Origin of the sequence: Bacteroides oleiciplenus YIT 12058, assembly GCF_000315485.1 — a bacterium.
Lineage (GTDB): Bacteria > Bacteroidota > Bacteroidia > Bacteroidales > Bacteroidaceae > Bacteroides > Bacteroides oleiciplenus.
In genome coordinates, this window is the sequence record NZ_JH992941.1 from 444,500 (window position 1) to 465,720 (window position 21,221).

General features: G+C 44.6%; 12 protein-coding genes. 7 read left to right on the forward strand and 5 right to left on the reverse strand.

The window, feature by feature from the left end; genetic code table 11:
- Positions 1–172: 172 nt before the first annotated feature.
- The 7 genes from HMPREF9447_RS09900 to HMPREF9447_RS09930 all read left to right on the forward strand — a co-directional run bounded on the left by HMPREF9447_RS09900 (position 173) and on the right by HMPREF9447_RS09930 (position 12,890).
- Positions 173–3,211 (forward strand): SusC/RagA family TonB-linked outer membrane protein, encoded by a 3,039-nt coding sequence (locus HMPREF9447_RS09900; RefSeq protein ID WP_009129582.1) that lies wholly within the window; start codon positions 173–175, stop codon positions 3,209–3,211.
- A 45-nt stretch (positions 3,212–3,256) separates the two neighbouring features.
- Positions 3,257–4,774: a RagB/SusD family nutrient uptake outer membrane protein gene (locus HMPREF9447_RS09905; protein ID WP_009129583.1), complete on the forward strand. Its 1,518-nt coding sequence runs from the start codon at positions 3,257–3,259 to the stop codon at positions 4,772–4,774.
- Between the two features lie 95 nt (positions 4,775–4,869).
- On the forward strand, positions 4,870–7,191 hold the full coding sequence (bglX, locus tag HMPREF9447_RS09910) for a beta-glucosidase BglX (RefSeq protein WP_009129584.1): 2,322 nt from the start codon (positions 4,870–4,872) through the stop codon (positions 7,189–7,191).
- Positions 7,192–7,198: 7 nt separating this feature from the next.
- Positions 7,199–8,056, forward strand: coding sequence for an endonuclease/exonuclease/phosphatase family protein (locus HMPREF9447_RS09915; RefSeq protein WP_009129585.1), 858 nt, complete (start codon positions 7,199–7,201; stop codon positions 8,054–8,056).
- A gap of 11 nt (positions 8,057–8,067) precedes the next feature.
- Positions 8,068–9,390: a glucoamylase family protein gene (locus tag HMPREF9447_RS09920; RefSeq protein ID WP_009129586.1), complete on the forward strand. Its 1,323-nt coding sequence runs from the start codon at positions 8,068–8,070 to the stop codon at positions 9,388–9,390.
- Positions 9,391–9,752: 362 nt separating this feature from the next.
- Positions 9,753–10,967, forward strand: a complete 1,215-nt coding sequence (locus HMPREF9447_RS09925) for an alpha/beta hydrolase family protein (protein ID WP_009129587.1) — start codon at positions 9,753–9,755, stop codon at positions 10,965–10,967.
- 45 nt (positions 10,968–11,012) lie between these two features.
- Entirely contained in the window at positions 11,013–12,890 is a 1,878-nt protein-coding gene (locus HMPREF9447_RS09930) for an outer membrane protein assembly factor BamB family protein (RefSeq protein ID WP_044137973.1), read from the forward strand.
- Positions 12,891–12,998: 108 nt separating this feature from the next.
- Here HMPREF9447_RS09930 and HMPREF9447_RS09935 read toward each other — a convergent pair whose 3' ends face one another.
- The 5 genes from HMPREF9447_RS09935 to HMPREF9447_RS09955 form a co-directional block, all read right to left on the reverse strand.
- The gene (locus HMPREF9447_RS09935) at positions 12,999–14,321 is read right to left on the reverse strand and encodes a zinc-dependent metalloproteinase lipoprotein (RefSeq protein WP_009129589.1); all 1,323 of its coding nucleotides are present in this window, start codon (positions 14,319–14,321) and stop codon (positions 12,999–13,001) included.
- 18 nt (positions 14,322–14,339) lie between these two features.
- The gene (locus HMPREF9447_RS09940; protein WP_009129590.1) at positions 14,340–15,482 is read right to left on the reverse strand and encodes an Omp28-related outer membrane protein; all 1,143 of its coding nucleotides are present in this window, start codon (positions 15,480–15,482) and stop codon (positions 14,340–14,342) included.
- 35 nt (positions 15,483–15,517) lie between these two features.
- Entirely contained in the window at positions 15,518–17,098 is a 1,581-nt protein-coding gene (locus HMPREF9447_RS09945; protein ID WP_009129591.1) for a DUF6029 family protein, read from the reverse strand.
- A complete protein-coding gene (locus HMPREF9447_RS09950) occupies positions 17,095–17,589 on the reverse strand; it encodes a TlpA family protein disulfide reductase (protein ID WP_009129592.1) in 495 nt (164 codons plus the stop codon). Before HMPREF9447_RS09950 ends, HMPREF9447_RS09945 begins: the two co-directional genes overlap by 4 nt.
- 83 nt (positions 17,590–17,672) lie before the next feature.
- Entirely contained in the window at positions 17,673–20,258 is a 2,586-nt protein-coding gene (locus tag HMPREF9447_RS09955) for a hypothetical protein (protein WP_009129593.1), read from the reverse strand.
- Positions 20,259–21,221: the final 963 nt, after the last annotated feature.

Here is a 21,221-nt window from a genome sequence, read left to right on the forward strand (position 1 = left end):
GTAAAAGCGTAGTCCTTCATTTGTTAAAAAACAGGGATGTGTATTGGTGGTGAACCTCTTTTTTGTGCCCGGCTCATTTCCATTCATACTTTTGCCCACAGATTTAATTCTCGCAGAATTCAGATGCGAGGGATTAAATCAGAACTGAGTTATCCACTAAAAATTTAATGCAATGAAGAAAAAAACACTTCTTCCCTTGGAGAAAGCCTCATGGCTTAAAAGTTTATTTCTATTAGTGTGCCTCCTACTTTCCGGCAACACTGTATTCGCTCAAGAAAAGATTGTAACCGGTGTAATCACCGATTCATTTAATGAGCCGTTGATCGGAGTATCTGTCGTAGTGCAAGGCACCAGTAACGGCGTAGTGACCGATATGGATGGGAAGTATTCCATCAAAGCTACCCCAGGTTCTACCCTCCAATTCTCATACGTAGGCATGGAAAAACAAAGTATCAAAGTAGGTAGTCAGAATGTCATCAACGTCCAGTTGAAAGATGATTCACAAATGCTTGCCGAAACAGTAGTTATCGGTTACGGTAGTGCCAAAAAGCGTGACCTGACCGGTTCTATCACCAACATTAAAGGTGATGAGATTGCCAACAAACCGGTTGCCAATCCGCTGTCCGCCCTGCAAGGGAAAGTAGCTGGTGTACAAGTCATCAACTCCGGTAAGGCTGGTGAAGACCCCGAAATCCGTGTACGCGGAACGAACTCCATCAATGGTTACAAGCCTTTGTACGTAGTAGATGGTTTGTTCAATGACAACATCAACTTCCTGAACCCGCAAGACATCGAGTCTATGGAAATCCTGAAAGACCCGTCTTCACTCGCCATCTTCGGTGTACGTGGTGCAAACGGTGTTATCATCATCACCACCAAAAAGGCTAAAGTGGGACAGACCCGTGTAAACATCAACGGTTCGTTCGGTTTCAAGAGTGTGCCCAACCAGATTGAAATGGTGGATGCAGCCGGCTTCAAAGAACTGTATAACGAGCAGTTAAGAAACGAAGGCAGCCCCGAATTCGACTTCAAAGGCTGGAACGGAAACACCAACTGGCAGGACGAAATCTTCCAGACAGGCTTTATCACCAACAACAACGTCAGCATTACAGGTGCTTCTGATAAGCACAGCTTCTACCTCGGTGCAGGTTATGCCTACGAACAAGGTAATATCAAGAATGAGAAATACAGCAAAATCACTTTGAGCGTCAGCAATGAGTATAAACTGACTGATAATTTCAGAGTTGGCTTCCAGTTCAATGGCGCACGTATATTGCCCGCTGATTCCAAGACTGTAACCACTGCTGTTCGTGCCACTCCGGTAGCTACGGTATTCAACGACCAGTATGGTCTCTACACTACCCTGCCCGAATTCCAAAAGGCGCAGATGAACAATCCGATGGTAGATGTTGACCTGAAAGCTAATACGACACGCGCAGAGAACTATCGTGGTTCGGGTAATGTATATGCTGAATGGGACTTCCTGAAACATTTCCAGTTCAAGGCTATGTTCTCTATGGATTACGCATCGAATAACAGCCGCAAGTACACTCCTATCATTCAGGTATATGATGCCAGTGCAGAAGGAAGCATAGTTACGCTGGGCGATGGTAAAACCGGTGTCAGTCAGGCAAAACAGACAGAAATGAAGACGCAAAGCGATTATCTGTTGACTTACAGCAACACATGGGGTGAACATAGTCTGACGGCTACCGCAGGTTTCACTACTTATTTCAATAAACTGGAACAACTGGGAGCTGCCCGCGCACAAGGTGTAGGTCTGGTGATTCCTGATAATTCTGATAAATGGTATGTTAGCATTGGTGATGCAGGTACTGCTACCAACGAGAGCACACAATGGGAACGCGCCACCGTATCTATGTTGGGACGTATCCTCTACAACTACAAAGGCAGATACTTGTTCAATGGTTCGTTCCGTCGTGACGGTTCTTCAGCTTTCTCTTACACAGGCAACCAATGGCAAAACTTCTACTCTGTAGGTGCCGGTTGGTTGATGAGCGAAGAAGCTTTCATGAAAGATATCACCTGGCTGGATATGTTGAAACTGAAAGGTTCATGGGGTACACTGGGTAACCAGAATCTGGACAAAGCTTATCCCGCAGAACCTCTGCTGAGCAATGCGTACTCTGCTGTATTCGGAACTCCGTCTGCCGTTTATCCCGGTTATCAGCTTTCTTACCTGCCCAATGCCTCTCTGAGATGGGAAAAGGTAGAAGCATGGGAAGTAGGTGCAGAAGCCAACTTCTTCCGCAACCGCTTACATCTGGAAGGTGTATACTACAAGAAAACGACGAAAGACCTGCTCGCTGAAGTACCGGGTATCTCCGGAACCGTGCCGGGTATTGGTAATCTAGGCTCTATCGAGAATAAGGGTATCGAGCTTGCCATCAACTGGCGCGACCAGATCGGTGACTGGAACTACAGCATAGGCGGCAACCTGACCACTATTAAAAATAAGGTATTGAGCCTTGTACAAGAAGGTTACTCCATCATCTCGGGCGACAAGAGCCAGAGCTACACCATGGCCGGCTACCCGATCGGTTACTTTTATGGTTACAAGGTGGAAGGTGTTTACCAGAGCCAGGCCGATATAGACAACTCCCCGAAGAATACACTGGCAACCGTTACTCCGGGCGACCTGAAATTCGTAGACGTGGATGGCAATGGCGAAATCACTCCTGCCGACCGTACCATGATTGGTAATCCGACTCCGGACGTAACTTACGGCATCAACCTCAACGTAGGTTACAAAAACTGGGAACTGGGCATCGACATGATGGGACAGGCCGGTAATGAAATCTATCGTACGTGGGACAACTACAACTGGAGCCAGTTCAACTTCATGAAACAACGTCTGGACCGTTGGCACGGCGAAGGCACCAGCAACAGCCAACCGTTGCTCAACATGAAGCATACCATCAACAATCTGAATTCTGAATATTACATCGAGGACGGCAGTTTCTTCCGCATCCGTAACGTACAGTTGGCTTACAACTTTGACAAGACGTTGCTCTCCAAAATCGGAGTACAGGCACTCAAACTGTATGCTAACGTTCAGAACCTGAAGACCTGGAAGCATAATACCGGTTATACTCCTGAATTAGGTGGTACGGCTATTGCATTCGGTGTAGACGATGGCAGCTATCCGATGCCGGTGATCTATACATTCGGTTTCAACCTTACTTTCTAAAATGAAAAATGAAGAATTAAACATTAATCATTAAACATTGAAAACATGAAGATACAAAAATATATCCTGTCACTGTTGATTGGCTCTGCAGCCATCTCATTCAGTTCATGTAACGACTTCCTGGACCGCGATCCACTGGGACAATTCACGGAAGACGACGCCCCCAACGCCCTTTTAGGCGGAAAGATTTATAATGTGTACTACCTGATGCGTAGCTATAACATCACTGCCGGCATTCCTTCCTTCATGATAGAAATGGCACGCAGCGAGGACTCGGAAAAAGGTAGTTCGGCAGGCGATGGCGCCGATGTGGCAGCTATGTACGATGATTTCGAGTATACTCCTTCCAACGGAACAATGGGTGCCTACTGGACTCAGAACTATAAGATCATCTTCCAATGCAACGAAGTGCTGGATGATATTGAAAAAGAAGGGAAGACCGATACCGAGACGATGCGCAATAAAGGGGAAGCCCTTTTCTTCCGCGCCTACTGCTACTTCAATCTGGTACGTGCCTGGGGTGAAGTTCCTCTGATTACTTTCAAAGTAGTGGACTCTGCTGAAGCGAATGTAGCTAAGAGCAGCATCGATAAGATCTACTCACTGATTGATAGTGACCTGACTGAAGCTGAAAAACTCCTGCCACTGCAATGGGATTCCAACTATACTGGCCGCGCCACATGGGGTGCCGTGCGTTCTCTGCATGCACGTGCTTACATGCAGCGTAACGATTGGGACAATATGTATAAACTTTCTACAGAAGTTATCGGTAAGGGACTTTATAACCTCGATACTCCGGTAGATAAGATTTTTACAGTGGAAGGTGAGAACTGCGGTTCCAGTATCTTTGAACTGCAATGCGAATCTACCGATGCACTGAAAAACAGCCTTACCATTGGTAGCCAGTTCTGCGAGGTTCAGGGCGTACGTGGCTCCGGTGACTGGAACTTAGGTTGGGGATGGCACATGGCTACCACCGAACTGGGCAAAGCTTTTGAACCGGGCGACCCGCGCAAGGATGCTACCTTGCTCTACTTCCGCCGCAGTATTGATGAACCCATCACGGAAGCCAATACCAACAAGCCTTACGGTGAGTCACCTGTTTCTACGGGTATGGGTGGTTATTTCAACAAGAAGGCATACACCGAACCGTCATTACGTTTGAAATATACCAAAGGTGGTTTCTGGGTAAATATCCGCCTTATCCGCTACACAGATGTATTGTTGATGGCTGCCGAAGCTGCCAATGAAAAGAATCTGCCGGGTGAAGCCAAGACATATCTGGAAATGGTGCGCGCACATGCCCGCGGTCTGGATACAGACATTCTGCCTGAGGTGACTACGAATGATAAAGTTGAACTGCGCAAAGCCATCATGCACGAACGCCGCGTAGAGTTGGCGCTCGAACCGGGACGTTTCTATGACCTCGTGCGTTGGGGTACTGCTAAAGAAGTACTTGCAGCAGCCGGCAAAACCTATCAGGATAAGAATGCTTATCTGCCTATTCCGCAAACGGAAATAGATAAGTCGAAGGGCGTACTGGTACAGAATCCAAACTATTAATAAAATGGGGAGTCGAGCATTCAAAGTTTTGGTTCTTGATGCTCAACTCCCCATTTTTTAATTTTCAATTTTCAATTCTCAATTTATATAAGTGTATGAAGAAAGTTTTCAGAAGGACAAGTGTTCTGTTGGCAGCAGCGTTTCTTAGCACTGCTGCCGTACAGGCACAAAAATCTCCGCAGGATATGGATCGCTTCATTGATGCCTTGATGAAGAAGATGACTGTGGAAGAGAAAATAGGACAGTTGAACCTGCCTGTTTCCGGCGAGATTGTAACCGGTCAAGCTAAGAACAGTGATGTAGCCAAGAAGGTAGAACAAGGACTTGTAGGAGGACTCCTCAATCTGAAAGGAGTAGAAAAAATCCGCGACGTACAGAAACTGGCGATAGAACATTCACGCCTCAGCATCCCCTTACTATTCGGTATGGACGTGATACATGGCTACGAAACCATATTCCCCATTCCCTTGGGACTATCTTGTACCTGGGACATGCCAGCCATCGAAAAATCTGCCCGCATTGCAGCCACCGAAGCCTCGGCCGATGGTATTATGTGGACATTCAGTCCGATGGTAGACATCAGTCGCGACCCACGCTGGGGACGGGTTAGTGAAGGAAACGGTGAAGATCCATTCTTAGGTGGCGCCATCGCACGTGCAATGGTATTAGGCTTTCAGGGTACGGATGTAAATGAGCAACTGAAACGAAATGACGAAATTATGGCATGCGTCAAGCACTTTGCCTTGTACGGAGCCAGCGAGGCCGGACGCGACTACAACACAGTAGACATGAGTCACAACCGCATGTTCAACGAATATATGTACCCTTATGAAGCTGCCGTAAAAGCCGGTGTAGGTAGTGTAATGGCTTCCTTCAATGAGGTCGACGGTGTGCCCGCCACTGCCAACCGCTGGCTGATGACGGATGTATTACGTAAGCAATGGGGCTTCAACGGCTTCGTTGTAACCGACTTCACCGGCATTGCCGAAATGGTAGAGCATGGCATCGGTGACCTGCAAACCGTCAGTGCACGTGCTCTCAACGCAGGGGTAGACTTAGATATGGTGAGCGAAGGCTTCTCGGGAACCCTGAAAAAATCTCTTGAGGAAGGCAAGGTAAGCATGGAAACTCTGGATACTGCCTGCCGCCGCATCCTCGAAGCAAAATATAAATTGGGATTATTTGATGACCCTTACAAATATTGCGACCTGAAGCGTCCTGCACGCGACATCTTCACAAAGGAACACCGCGACGTTGCCCGCAAGATTTCTGCCGAAAGCTTTGTCCTCTTGAAGAATGAACCTGCCGGAACAGGTCAGAACCCCGTATTGCCACTGGCAAAGAAAGGAACTGTTGCCGTTGTCGGTCCTTTAGCAAATACCCGCAGCAATATGCCGGGCACCTGGAGCGTAGCCGCCCGATTGAAAGATTATCCTTCCGTATACGAGGGCCTGCAAGAAATGATGGCTGGCAAAGTAAACATCACTTACGCCAAAGGTAGCAATCTTATCAGTGACGCAGCTTACGAAGAACGCGCCACCATGTTCGGCCGTTCGCTGAACCGCGACAACCGTACGGATAAGGAATTACTGGACGAAGCCCTGAAAATAGCTGCCAATGCCGATGTGATTGTAGCTGCACTGGGCGAATCTTCCGAGATGACCGGTGAAAGTTCAAGCCGTACGAATCTTGATCTTCCTGACGTGCAACGCACCCTGCTGGAAGCATTACTGAAAACGGGCAAACCCGTAGTGCTGACTCTATTCACCGGTCGCCCGCTGACGTTGAACTGGGAACAGGAAAACGTACCTGCCATCCTAAATGTGTGGTTTGGTGGTAGTGAAGCGGCTTATGCGATTGGCGATGTGTTGTTCGGTGATGTTAATCCGAGCGGTAAGTTGACGATGACATTCCCGAAGAATGTAGGGCAGATACCTATCTATTATGCTCATAAGAATACAGGTCGTCCGTTGCCGGCAGGCAAATGGTTTGAGAAATTCCGTTCCAACTATCTGGATGTAGACAATGATCCGCTGTATCCGTTCGGCTACGGTTTGTCGTACACCACATTCCAGTACAGCGACATCACTTTGAGTGCACCAATTATGGGACAAGATGGTTCTGTTACCGCTAAAGTTACGATAACCAATACCGGAAAGCGTGACGGCGCGGAAGTGGTACAGCTTTATATCCGCGATTTGGTAGGAAGCATTACTCGTCCGGTCAAAGAACTGAAAGGCTTCGAGAAGATTTTCCTCAAAGCGGGTGAAAGCAAGACGGTATCCTTTAAAATCACTCCGGACCTGCTGCACTTCTATGATTACGACCTCAACTACGTAGCCGAACCGGGAGATTTCGACCTGATGGTCGGCGGGAATAGCCAAGTGGTAAAAACAGCCCGTCTGATATTAAAATAAGAAAGATATGAGAAACCTAACATACATCGGCATAGCAAGTCTGCTATTATTTCTCTGCGGTTGCAAGGACTCGTCCGTATCAAGCGTACAACCATTGGACGTCATGACCTTCAATATCCGACTGGATGCACCTTCGGACAGTGCCAACAACTGGAAGTACCGCAAGGATAATGTCTGCCAGATGATTGCATACTATCAGCCGGACTTGTTGGGTATGCAGGAAGTATGTCACAACCAGATGGAAGACCTTAAACAAGGTCTTCCTCAATATACTGCACTCGGCGTGGGACGTGACGACGGAAAAGAAGCCGGAGAATATTGTCCGATATTCTTCAATACCGAACGGTTCAAACTGGTGGAATATGGTAACTTTTCCCTTAGCGAACATCCCGAAACCATCGGTGTAAAAGGCTGGGATGCATCTTATAACCGCATCGCCACCTGGGCTATATTGGAAGAGAAAAGTAATGGTAAGAAACTTGTTTTCTTCAACACCCATCTGGATAATGACGGGAAAGTAGCCCGCAATGAAGGTATCCGGTTAATTCTGAATAAAATGAAGGAAATAGCCCCGCATACACCCGCCATTCTTACAGGTGACTTCAATTGTATTCCCGGAGAAGAGCCTTTACAAACTCTGGAAGACAATGAAATGAAGAATGCAGCAAAGCTGGCAACTGTGGCCTATGGTCCGTCATGGACTTTCCATGATTTCGGCCGACTGCCAATGGAAGAGCGTGTATTGCTGGACTATGTCTTCACAACTAATGAAGCAAATATCGACCGCTACCGTGTCATTAAGGATACGCCGGACAATGGTTTCTTATCCGACCATTATCCCGTACTCGTTAAACTAACCTTCTAACAATCATTCCCATGAAAATACGATATAGCTTATTGTTGCTCTCACTGTTACTGGGGTTTACGCAATGTAAAAGTCCGAATGTAAAGCCGGATCGTATAAGCAACGAAGCCCTAATGGATACCGTGCAAAGGAGAACGTTCAATTATTTCTGGGACGGTGCCGAGCCCAACAGCGGACTGGCACGCGAACGTATCCACATGGATGGTGTCTATCCCGAAAATGACAAGAATGTTATTACCACCGGAGGCAGCGGTTTCAGTATTATGGCAGTGCTTGCAGGCATCGACCGCGGTTACGTTACCCGTGCCGAGGGGCTCGCTCGCATGGAACGTATCGTTTCATTCCTCGAAAAAGCCGACCGCTTCTATGGCGCTTATCCGCATTGGTGGTATGGAGATACCGGTAAAGTAAAACCTTTCGGACAAAAAGATAATGGTGGTGATCTGGTGGAAACTGCTTTTCTGATGCAAGGACTTCTTGCCGTACACCAGTATTATATCAATGGTTCTGCCGGGGAACAAGTTCTTGCCAAGCGTATCGATACCCTCTGGCGTGATGTAGACTGGAACTTCTACCGCCAGAACGGCCAAAATGTTCTCTACTGGCATTGGAGTCCTGAGTATGGTTGGGAGATGAACTTCCCCGTACATGGTTACAACGAGTGCCTCATCATGTACATCCTTGCAGCCGCATCCCCCACACATGGGGTTCCTGCTGCCGTCTATCATGAAGGCTGGGCAGAGAATGGTGCCATCGTAGAACCACATAAAGTAGAAGACATCGAACTCCACTTGCGCTACCAAGGTTGTAAAGCCGGTCCTCTCTTCTGGGCACATTATTCTTTCCTTGGACTGAACCCGACGGACTTAAAAGATAAATACTGCACCGATTATTTCAACGAAATGCGTAATCTGACCCTAATCAACCGTGCTTATTGCATTCGCAATCCGAAAGGCTGGAAAGGTTTCGGCGCCAATTGCTGGGGCTTGACTGCCAGTTACTCCGTCAAAGGATATGCCGCACACGCTCCGAACGAACAGAGTGACTATGGAGTTATCTCTCCCACCGCCGCCCTTTCGTCCATCGTGTATACTCCGGAATACTCACTGGAAGTTATGCGCCATCTTTACGGAATGGGCGATAAGGTATTCGGCCCATACGGGTTTTACGATGCTTTCAGTGAAACGGACAACTGGTATCCGCAACGCTACCTTGCCATCGACCAAGGCCCCATCGCCGTAATGATAGAAAACTATCGCACCGGATTACTGTGGAAGCTCTTCATGAGTCATCCGGACGTACAAGTAGGATTAGAAAAGTTAGGATTCAAGTAATCTTATGGATGCTGTTTAGACTTCTTTCATTGCCCAATAAGACTTTCCTCATTGCCTGTTCTTAGTTCGTTACACTATAGTTATACGCAAGGATAACTATAGTGCCCCTTGCGTATAACTATAGTGTAACGCAAGGGATACTATAGTGAAACGAAGAAAAAGTGCCTGATAAACTACATCCCGATAGGCAGGTGGCGAAATAAAACATGCCTGCAAGAATCATTTCTACATTAGAGAAAAAATAATGCCTTCTTTCTAATGATGTAACACCACGGAAAGTATCTGTAACATCCTCCTGCCCAAGCAAAAGAAACATCGCCTATCTTTGCCAATAGAAGTAAACCTCTAAAAGAAATAGAAACATGAAAAACAGGAAAACACATTTATTGGCATTGATTATTCTGCTGGGTATGGGCACTTCTGCATCCGCACAGAAAATTCCCTTCGTTTATAATGTGGAAAACACAGGAATAAAGAATCCGGCTCCCGTGCTGCCGGGTATTGATGAATTGCCGGTAGTCAAAACACTGACCGATCCTTTCCAATGGTCCGACGGAAGCGGCCGTTCCACCAACTTCAAGGACTGGAGCCGCCGCCGTGCTGAGATAGCCCGCGAAATAGAACATTATGAAATAGGCGAAAAACCCGTAGTATCCAGAAAAGATATTACTGCCGATATAGTGGATGATACTCTCAGGGTAAATGTAACGGTGAACGGACAAACACTCATTCTTAAAGCAAAAATCACTTATCCTGAAGGCAAAGGCCCCTTCCCGGCTATCATCGGAATAGGTAGAGGTACAGGCAGCCTCCCTCCCGCTATCTTCACAAGTCGCAACATAGCGCAAATTGCATTCAACTTCACACAGGTCATGTCGCACACTCAAAAACGCGGCAACGAACCCATCAACAAACTGTATCCCGACCGCACGGACATGGGGGCTTATTGTGCTTGGTCATGGGGAGTGAGCCGCATTATCGACGGATTGGAAATTGTAGGGAAAAAGAGTAAGATAGATACTAAACGACTAGCAATATCCGGTTGTTCCTTTGCCGGAAAAATGGCTCTCTTTGCCGGAGCATTCGACGAACGTATCGCACTCACCATCGCTCAGGAACCGGGGGGCGGTGGCGCAGCAGCCTGGCGTGTCTCCGAAACTCTGGGTGAAGTGGAAACTTTAGGCAGGACCAGCCATGCCTGGTTTAAGGAGAGCATGTTCCAATATAAGGAAGAAAATGTATCAAAACTACCGTATGACCATCACGAACTGTGTGCCATGATAGCCCCACGTGCATTACTGGTTCTCGGCAATCCGGACTATGTATGGTTGGCAGACGAATCGGGTTACGTCTCCTGCCGCGCCGCCCGCAAGGTATGGGAAACCTTCGGTATCGCCGACCGAATGGGCTTCTCCATCGTAGGCGGACATGGGCATTGCCAATTACCCACCAACCAATATCCTGAAGTAGAAGCTTTTGTAGATAAATTCCTACTTGGGAAGCAAGATGCGAATACAGAAGTCACCATCGCACCACTTTACGAAAAAGTTGATTATGAACGCTGGTTATACCACTAAAACTCTTTATCTTTGGGGGTAACACTTACTAATACCCCCAAATTTATGAAAAGAGTTTTATTGGCCATCTGCGTGATGGCGCTGTCAGTCCTCTCCTACGGACAAGACGGCAAGGAGCGAGCCTTTACTTTCGCCTGGCTCAGCGATGTACATCTCAATTCTTTCGCCTATGCCGAAGATGACCTGCGGCAATCCATTGAAGACATCAATGCCAATCCTGATGTGGACTTTACCATTCTCAGTGGCGATGTAACGGAATTCGGCGATACGAAAGAATTCTATCTGCTGCAGGAGATTCTGAAGAATTTCCGTAAGCCCTATTTCCTGCTTCCCGGCAACCATGATGTGAATTGGAGCGAGAATGGTTGTACCATGTTCGATAAGATTTTCCGGGCATCCCACTTTTATCATGACTGGCAAGGAGTACGCTTTATAGGTTGTGGTGCCGGACCAAGCCTCCGTATGGGACCACCGCACATTCCACGCGAAGAAATCCTGTGGCTTGATTCCATTGTGCGCGCCACTCCTCCTGAACAACCTGTCATTTTCATCAACCATTTTCCTATCAATCAGGATTTGAGCAACTGGTATGAGGTAGTGGATATTCTCAAAACCCGCAATATTCAGGCCATACTTGGCGGACACCTGCACGTGAACCGTGCTTATGATGCAGAAGGTATTCCCGCCGTCATAGGTCGTTCCTCACTGAGAAGACAGGACCCGATAGGCGGATATAATCTCGTCACCCTGCGCGGAGGCAAACTGGAATTCTGCGAACGTATCATCAAGACCGAAACCCAACCGGCTTGGAACACCATCCATCTGGCATCTTTGGATGAGAAAAAGGATACAGTTTACTATCGCCCGGATTTTGCCATCAATACTGCATATCCTTCGATCAGCGAGGTGTGGAAACTCAAAGATGTAACAGACGTAGCCTCACAAGCCAGCATTGACGGCAACCTGTACATCTACACCAATACCGCAGGTGTGGTTCACGCGCTCAACGCCACCAATGGAAAAACCTTGTGGACCTACACCACCGGAAACAAAATCTTCTCCGCTCCTTTCATCACTCCGAAACTCGTAATCGTCTCTTCTTGTGACGGTTTCATCTATGCGCTGGACAAGAAAAAAGGTACTGTACGTTGGAAACATAACACCAACTATCCCATTGTGGCCTGTCCTGTTGTTGCCGACGAAACCATCTACATCGGTAGCAGTAACGGCAAGTTCTACTCACTAAAGCTGGTGGACGGCACCGTGAACTGGACTTGTGATGGCTTGCATGGCTATATAGAGGCACGCCCCGCCATAGACAAGGAACGCGTATACATAGGAACCTGGGGAGCCATGTTCTATGCCATCGACCGGAAGACCGGAAAAAAAGTCTGGGAATTCGATACTAAACGGGGCAGATACTTCTCACCGGGTGCCTGCTGGCCTGTAGTACTGCCTTATACCGAACAAGGCAAGAAAGCCGAACAGGTCATTGTCCTCAGTTCCGATTACTTCATCCGGGCATTTCAACCCGGAAGCGGAGAAATCCTCTGGGCTTCGGATGAAGCTAAAGGCCGGGAATCTCTCGGTTTTTCTCCCGATGGAAAAACCATGTACGTGAAAGGAATCAAGAATAACATCACTGCTGTGGATATTTCGCATGGTGAGTATACCACTCTTTGGAATATACTGATGCCCTACGAGGGTAACTTCATTCCTACCCGCATGGAAACAACGGAAAAGCTGGTATTCATTCCAACTGAGTTTGGCGTACTCCATGCTGTGAAGACAAATGGAAGCGGCATCGCGTGGTCTCACAAAGTTTCTCATTCGGCCATTACCTCCCTGGCAAATGCTGGAAAAGGAAAGATAATCGTTATGACAATGGATGGTACGGTGAGTTGTCTGAAGTATCCGGAATAATTAAAAGCCATCAGGATATTATAAACAAAAATTCCCCTTTCGCACTTATAGCGAAAGGGGAAATTCTATATTATCAAGAATTAGTTGATAAGGACACTACTTTTTCATTTACTCATAAGCTTTCATTTCAAAATGAATCGGAGTACGACTGGACGGTTGCTGTTGTTCCGGAGTGCGAATCTTCGGTCCCGGAATGAACGGGCTGCGCAACATCACATAACGCATACGCGTTGCCTGATCTGCCGTAAACCGGTCTGCATCAGAAATGGCATAATCCATTACGTTAGTCGAACGGAAAGTCACACCCGGATGTTTGCAGTCATTACGCATCACCAGAACCTTATAGTCTGCCTGCGTCATTGTGCCGCTATTTCCCAAATATTTCAGGAGATAGTCATCATACTCTGCCTTATTATATGTCGGAGTATCTTCACAGAAGTCACTGTCAATGCACCAGTCTGAACTTCCCGTCTGATCCTCGTCATTTTCCGAGAATGCATGACGTAGTCCTAAATAATGCCCCAATTCATGTGTCAATGTAGCAACAATATCAGAACTGCTATAATACGCATCATGATCATAAATATAATCATTATTGATACTGACACAATGCGGGTAAGGAATATTGGTATAATCAACCTCATATGCCAATACACTCAGACCTTCCAAATGGTCCGGTTGAATCGTGTAAGGGAAAGTAGAAATTCCCAATACCCCTTCTTCAGTGAAAGTATAAAGACAGACATTAATATAACGGTCCTGATCCCACATCAAGTCAATATACTTCTGAGGTGTATTGGCTGTATATCCCATAAATTCCCTACAGCTAAGCCGGGCATTGGCCCATTGTATACGATGTACGCCAGGTTCCTCCATCTTATTGCCATCAGGGTCTTCAGTAGCCAGTACAAACTCCATATTCAAGTCCACGCCACTACTTTTACAAAGTTTATTTACATCAGCAAGTATCGTTTCCAGCCAGCCCGTCTTCACATACTGTTTCGTATTACTTTTACTGGAATAGATGACATGAAAAACAACAGGTAACTTATAGTGATAATTATCATCAGGCACAACAACTTTCTGACTAACCGTAATAGTTTGAGACGACACACCACCTGCCGCTGCAACGGTTATTCTGGCTGTACGTGCACCTCTATCTGTATTCTCAGCAATGTTCAACTGAACATCGGCAGTTCCTTCACCACCAGTTTTTAAAGGCACACACCAAGAAGCATCCGAAGTCACTGTCCAGGAAGCGTTCGATGTTATCTTCAAGGTTAATGTAGTAGCCGTGGCATCCAGCTCCGTAAACGAGGATTGCGAAACTTCCACGTAAGGAGCTTCTTCATCATCATCGCTACAGCCTGCCACGAAAGGTAAGCATAAAGCGAACAGGAAAAGTAATTTGAGATTTTTCATTTTAGTCATATCTGGTGAATTAAGTTTTTATTTGTATTCAAAGGCAACACTCCCGTTGATAGGACAATCAATAACATTGTCAACAGTAAAACGGTTCGCTGAGTTCGGTTTGGAAACAACAATCACAACATGGCATTTACCCAGATTATTGATGCCTGCCTGCGCAATATTAAACTCGCAGAAGAAATCCGCTTTTTCACCCTTCGTCCATCCGGTGCGTCCACCCAGTAAAACACCGGCTGCGGGGGAAGTAGAATTAGCAGCACGCAAAGCTTTATTATGGATCATCGGAGATTCCAAAGTGACATCAGTAGAATTAGCCTGTGCATGTTGAATACCATCTTCCAGCAGCCAGGCAGCAATACGGTAATCGGCATCTGCCCCTATTTTTATTTTAGCCTGCACTTTCACTTTACCGGAAGCTTCTGTTCCGCTTACGGCAGCTGAAATTCCACAAGTGGCAGGCTCTTCCAAAGCCAGCCTCACATTCGTAGAAATAGTATTGGATATCTGCTGGGGATAATTGGAACCGATAGACATATTCTTATCCATGTTTATCACCATAGCCGGGAAGCTGTTCATTCCCGCAGCACTGATAATGGCTAGAGAAGCCTCATTAGTCATCGGATCTGTTTCATTAATATTAGTATGTACTGCAACAAACACAGTGCTGGCTGCCCGTTCTGTTTCGGAGAAGATATTGATACCGGAAATCATATAAGGGCAATAAGCACATCCTGTACTGGTGCCCTGCACAGCCAATACGCGTTGCTTAAATCCTTCAAAAGTGCTCGCACTCGGATCAGATGGCAAAGAAGGTATGCCACTTACAGCCTGTATTGTGATCTTATCAGAAATCTCGCCGTTATAGCTGGCAAAAAATTGAAAGCTCCCTTCCGTAGCGGAAGAAAAGGAAGTATTGCCATAAACAGCCGAAGCTTTATAAATAATAGCTTTGTCTGTAACATCGGAGTTGCCCTTCATTACAGTAAAGGCGGCCGCATCCTGCCCATTTGCTTCAATCACAGTGACCGAAGTACGCAGTACCAAAATACCGGTTTCGTTACCTCCACCGTTCTCCGGTTCATCATTGGAATTTCCACTACAAGCGGAAAAGACAACTATTATAATAGTAGCTGCCAAATATAAGTATTTACTTAAATGTATCATTTGTTCTATAATTCTTTTAGTATTACATATTGTTATCAAAAACTGGTTGTTAACGTCAGGTTAGCACCGGTATAGGCAGGCTGGTAACGGCATACTCCACCCGAACAGACAAATCCGGCACGGTTACGCCCATAACTCAGTTGCAAGCGGGTGCGATGTTGTGTATAGCTGACAGAAGCATTATAATAATGCTTGTCCGTAGTGCCATGATTCCACATGTCACTTACGGCGAAACTCCAGCGGGGAGCCAGACTCAATTCCACTAAAGCTGCCGCCCAGTCCTTCTCATAATCTGTAGAGTAGAGATATTGTACCTCTACACGTAAGGCCGTCTTCTTATTAAACTTATACGTATTGTCCAGTACAAAGATATTTGAAGCATAGGTCACATCCTGCATGCCATGACTCGGACTCCATTCCTGCACGGATACCAGCAAAGCCGTTTTCCACCGTTTGTTCCACTGATGTTCTACATCCACATTTATATCACGCCACAAAAGACGGTTTTCCCCCGTCAGATCTTTATCCGAATAGAATGTGGAGAAATTAGCATGGAAATTCCAGTAATCGTTACGCTGCTTGTCACCACGGATAGAGTAATAGGCATCAATCTGCCCTCCGGTTTCACCTTCGGCATTCACCTGATAAGGGTTAAGGTTTGCCAGCATATAGGTGTATTGACGAGTTAGGGCAGGCAGGTAGTTCAACACATTACCGGCACCTTCACCTATCAACGTAAGCATCGTATTCATGTGTTCCAATCGGCGGAATGTGCCCAATACACTAAAACGGTTATGACTATATCCCAATTCCGCCAGGATTGCATTTCCATCCACCATATTTGCACTGACAGAAGTAGGCAGGTCTTTCCCTTTACTCACATATTCAGCACGTACAGTCCAATCGTTCCAGTCCCAATTAATGCGACCGGAAAACATATCAAGATTGGAGGTGGTAAGAATATCAATTAAATCGGCATTCTCCTTCAAATCCTCATAACGATTTACATAACTACCTTCTACGTTCAGATTCATATTCTGTAAACCCAGAAGTGAAGAAAGTGAAACACTGGCATCAAATCCGCGGACGTAACTGTCTGCATAATCCAGATAAAGGCGGGGGCGTCCATATAGCCCGCTCAAACGAACATATTCTTTATATTCATAACGCCCTTGCACGCCTTCAATAGAATTATTGAAGCCTAAAGCCCGATCCTCGTAACTACGAAACACAAGTCCACTACCGTATTGATCGTAAATATCACCAGCACGGAAACCAAAATTCTCATCTTGCCAACTCACATATTTAGCCCCTAAAAGCGTACGTTTGCCATTACTGTAAACAGCATAATCATACCCTTGCAAAGCAGGTAAAAATCCTTCCAACTGAATACCGGCAGAGAATTTACCATAGCTATAGTCCAGTTTCAAATAGTTGTTTGAACCAAAATGATCATCAGGGTTTACGGAAGAACCGGCATCCAGACCTGTATCTTCCACATAATAGATACTGTTGCTCTCCAGGCTTCCCGTCAACTGGCCTTTATTAGATTCCTGGGCATTGAGTTGAGCCACAGAAAGACAGGCCAACATCCACATTGCATATAGTTTTCTCATTTTTTTTGCAGTTCTTTAAGCTTCTCCAGTAATTCCAGTTCGCTACCGGGAGTATAGCCTGAATGTGAATATACAATTTTACCATTCCCATCCACAATATAAGTCTGCGGAGTAAGAGATACGTTCATAGCTCGCTTCAGATTTTGGTTCTTATCGAACAAACAGATAAAATCCCACCCAAATCCCTTGGCCATAGACCGGGCACGAGCCGTAAAACGGCTATCATCAATAGATACGGCAACAATATTAAAATCTACTTCTTCACGCCATTCTTCCAATAGTTCATTCAGCGTATTGAGTTCAGTGATACAAGGCTTGCAAGTCACTCCCCAGAAAGAAAGGATGAAAGGCTTTCCGTCCACTAATATTTTTGTAGAAATTATTTCATTTCGAGTGTTTTCGACTTTTACATCAGGCAATACCTGAGCATAGGTCACAAGGGTAGAAAAAACGAAGAATACCCCTATTAAGAAACTGATTTTCTTCATCATATCAAGTATTTCTTAATTAATAACAGAAAAGGTACACCGGAATAATTCCGGTGCATCCTTTAAATAGTTTTCACAGTTTGCCGCTATTTCTTAGACATCTTGGCATGTACCTCAGCCGCTTTCTTTTGGATTTTTTCTTTTAAAGAAGCAGACTTTATAGTAGTCTCCGGCATCAACGGTAATACACCATCCTTAGTCCAAGGCAAACTGGTACGCATGAAACGGTTACCCTTACGGTTTGTATTGCCTTTTTTGCTACTGTCGGCAGCCAAATTAGTAGCCTTCACAGCAGAAGTTCCGTTCTCTTTTACACCTGTCCAACCTCTTGTCAGAGTAATTGGAGAAGTAATTTGTGAAACAAAAGTATAGTAATTAGCCATCACATAGTAAGCAGGAGAAGGATAACACAACACACCGTCAGCTTCAAGCCCACCAATAGTAATTGTGTTTTTATCCTCAGATATAGTTACCGGGAAACGACCTAGAGGAGCATTATTGAAATTAGCAGAATTATAACCTAAGAAGTTAATTTCATAAGCCTGCCATGCCGAAAGTGGAGCAACCCTGCTCTGATCAGCATTCAACTCAATCTTGTCTTTACCATTCTCATCCTTGCTCACTTCCAAAAAGAATTTCGGACCATAATCATAGAACAATTCTTCCGTATCATAGGCCGAATAATCCAGATCACAGAATAGGTCCCAGGAATTCTTATATTCATGAGCCGCATCGAAGCCTAATCCTACTAAACGATTCTGGCCTCTATACTTATCTGCATAGCGCACAGCTTCCGACTTATATTCATCAAACAACTCGGAAACTTTTGTCTTCGCGTATGCCGTAGCCTCAGTCTCTGTCTGTCCGTTATTCATAGCACTATTCTTAAAGTAATCAAAAAGAGCATTGTAATCTTCCGGTGCCATAGCACTAACAGAAGAAGGCCCCTGTTCCGGCTTACCATCAAGAGTAATCTTAAATGATATTTTCTGATCGTAATCTCCGGCATAATCCTGCCATTGAGCTTGACATGTAGCAGTCCAGTCTCCCTTCAGATCATTAAAGAGTGAGGATTCCACCCGTTCTTTATTTTTTTCTGCCAAAGATGTTGAATTACCTTCATATACTGACATCTTTTCATCTTCATTGAAAGCAGCCACCATTATCATTGACTCCATATGTTCCCAGGAAGTGAAACCTATATCATACCCCTCATTACTATTGATAGCATCAATGATTTCCGCTTCAGTAACATAGTTACCATAAGACTTCATCAATTGTTCTTTATCAGTACCGGAGTTCAGCATAGGATACCATTCTTTCATATAGTTCATCAAATACTTAATATAGGAACAGTTCTTATCCGAAGCTTTGATATTAAACCATACCATCCACGGGCTTCCGTCCGGATCTTCTTTAGGAGTAATCTCCAGTTTTGCTGCTGGCTTCGTAGATTCAAACGGAGTGAAATCTATAGTTTGCATACTTTGTATGCTATAATCTTCACTATATGTACCTATAACTATCAATTTGTATTTTCCACCCTTTTCGAAAGGAAGGGCATCAGGATTTGTAGACATAATCTGAGAACCCGTATACATTTCACTACCAGTCAACATAAATGTAGGCATACCTCTCTCACCACATAAAGTAACGTAGTATTCATACTCTTCCAACGGCATTGCATTAACAACATAAGTGACAACGTCCTCATCTGGTACAATAGTAAAAGTAGCCGTACGTTCCGTTATTTTTGTCGTTTCAATAGCAATTTTACTTTCAATCAAAGTAGAACCACCATAAAGATATTGCTTAGCATATTTTCCATTGAAAGTTGCCCCTTCATCAGAACATTTATCAGTATACCCATCTGTAAGAGGAGCAGTGGCCGACCGGGTCGTTTTCATCAAATCCCAATCATCTCCGCCACCACCATAATCATACTCACACAACACATTGCCATCCGCATCACATTCAGCTACTAATATAACATAAGGATAACCCGGCAACACTTGAATAGGCATATCTACATTCGGTTCCGGATTTTCCTCCAGATACTCACCATCAACTAAAGATATTGTTTTAGAGCCCTTATATAACTCTCCATATGACACATAGTCCCCATCAGTCATTCCAAATTGATCTTTCTGTGCCTGATACATATCACGACGCCCGAAAGTAAATTTATAATAAGTACTTTCCGGAACTTCGATATGCACTTTTATACTATAAGGTTTTGTGTCTATAATCGTTATAAGGCGTGTATAAGCAGGCGTAGTAATCGTCTGCGACTTTACAATATACTCTGCGCCCTTTTTCAATGCAAAAAATACAGTATAAGTTTTATTCCCCTCCAAGCCATATACTGTAACCTCGTTATCACCATCTTCCGCAGAAATAATCGTATTATTTTCCTGTGCTTCAGCATAAATCACTTCTCCTGCGGGTGCAGTGGCATCAGCACCTTCCACTACCTGGTAGGCAAAAGATTCCACCCCCATAGTAGCCAGTTTAAACGTAGCAGAAGTCGCATACACTTCGCTCGCTTCATCCGTACTTGTTTGTGTTATAACAACACTTTCTGTTTCGTCATCGTCGTCAGAACAACTCCACATTCCCCCAGCCAAGACAAGTGCGCTCAGCAGGAATAGACATCGATACAATTTTCTCATAATTCAAACAAATTTAATTAATAAATATACAAATCAGCAATCCATAATATTCTACAATTCGCTAAAAGAAATCCCTATATGCAATCAATAAATTCTACAATACATATAAATAAATGAAACCTATAATAAATCCATACGAAAAAGTAGTTGAATGATAAGTTCCCATTTCAAGCTGCTATAATTCCCCAAAAGATTATAAATATGCAAATCCCGAGTCGAGACATAATAGGTACTTCCAGACAAATAATTCCTATATGCCTAAATTTACAACTTGTCATTTTATCCTTTAAATAGAAGAGTAGGGAAGATTATCCTCTCTCCTTTCGAACACCTTCAAAAGGGAGGAACAGGTGATAGCATGAAATTATCATTAAAAACGGCATCATTATAGAGGATTGATACTCTGATAGTACCCTCCGACTTTGAATTATTGCAAAAGTAGCATACAAGAAATACAATGCAATAATTCACCAATGAAAGCGTTTTTTTTGCATTTGGCATATTCGTTATTTTATAATGTGAATAAGCTATTAAACATATCCTTCCAACCAGTCACATCAAAACATTTTATACAACTTCTCACTTACATTAATTTTGTAAATAAAAGCAGCATCCCAGTCTTAGAAATAGCTAGTTCAAGAAGAACATTTTTAAATGCTTTTTATCTTGTCGTTATGCTCTATAGAGACGATATTTTGATAAGTTATAAAAGGGGGTAGAAAGAAAGTGTGTCAATATAACATATAAAAGATAATTTCATTTAATAATAGCAATTTGTATGCTCTTGAATAAGATTAGACTCAAAACTAAGAATAGATAGGTAGAAAACCAGATATGGGAATAAATGAATTATATAATGAAGTCACTTTACTATAAGTATTGTCTACATTGCAAGTAATACTCTCTATTCGATAGCATTAATAGTACTAAACTGATTTATTTGATTACATTCTTCCAAAGTTC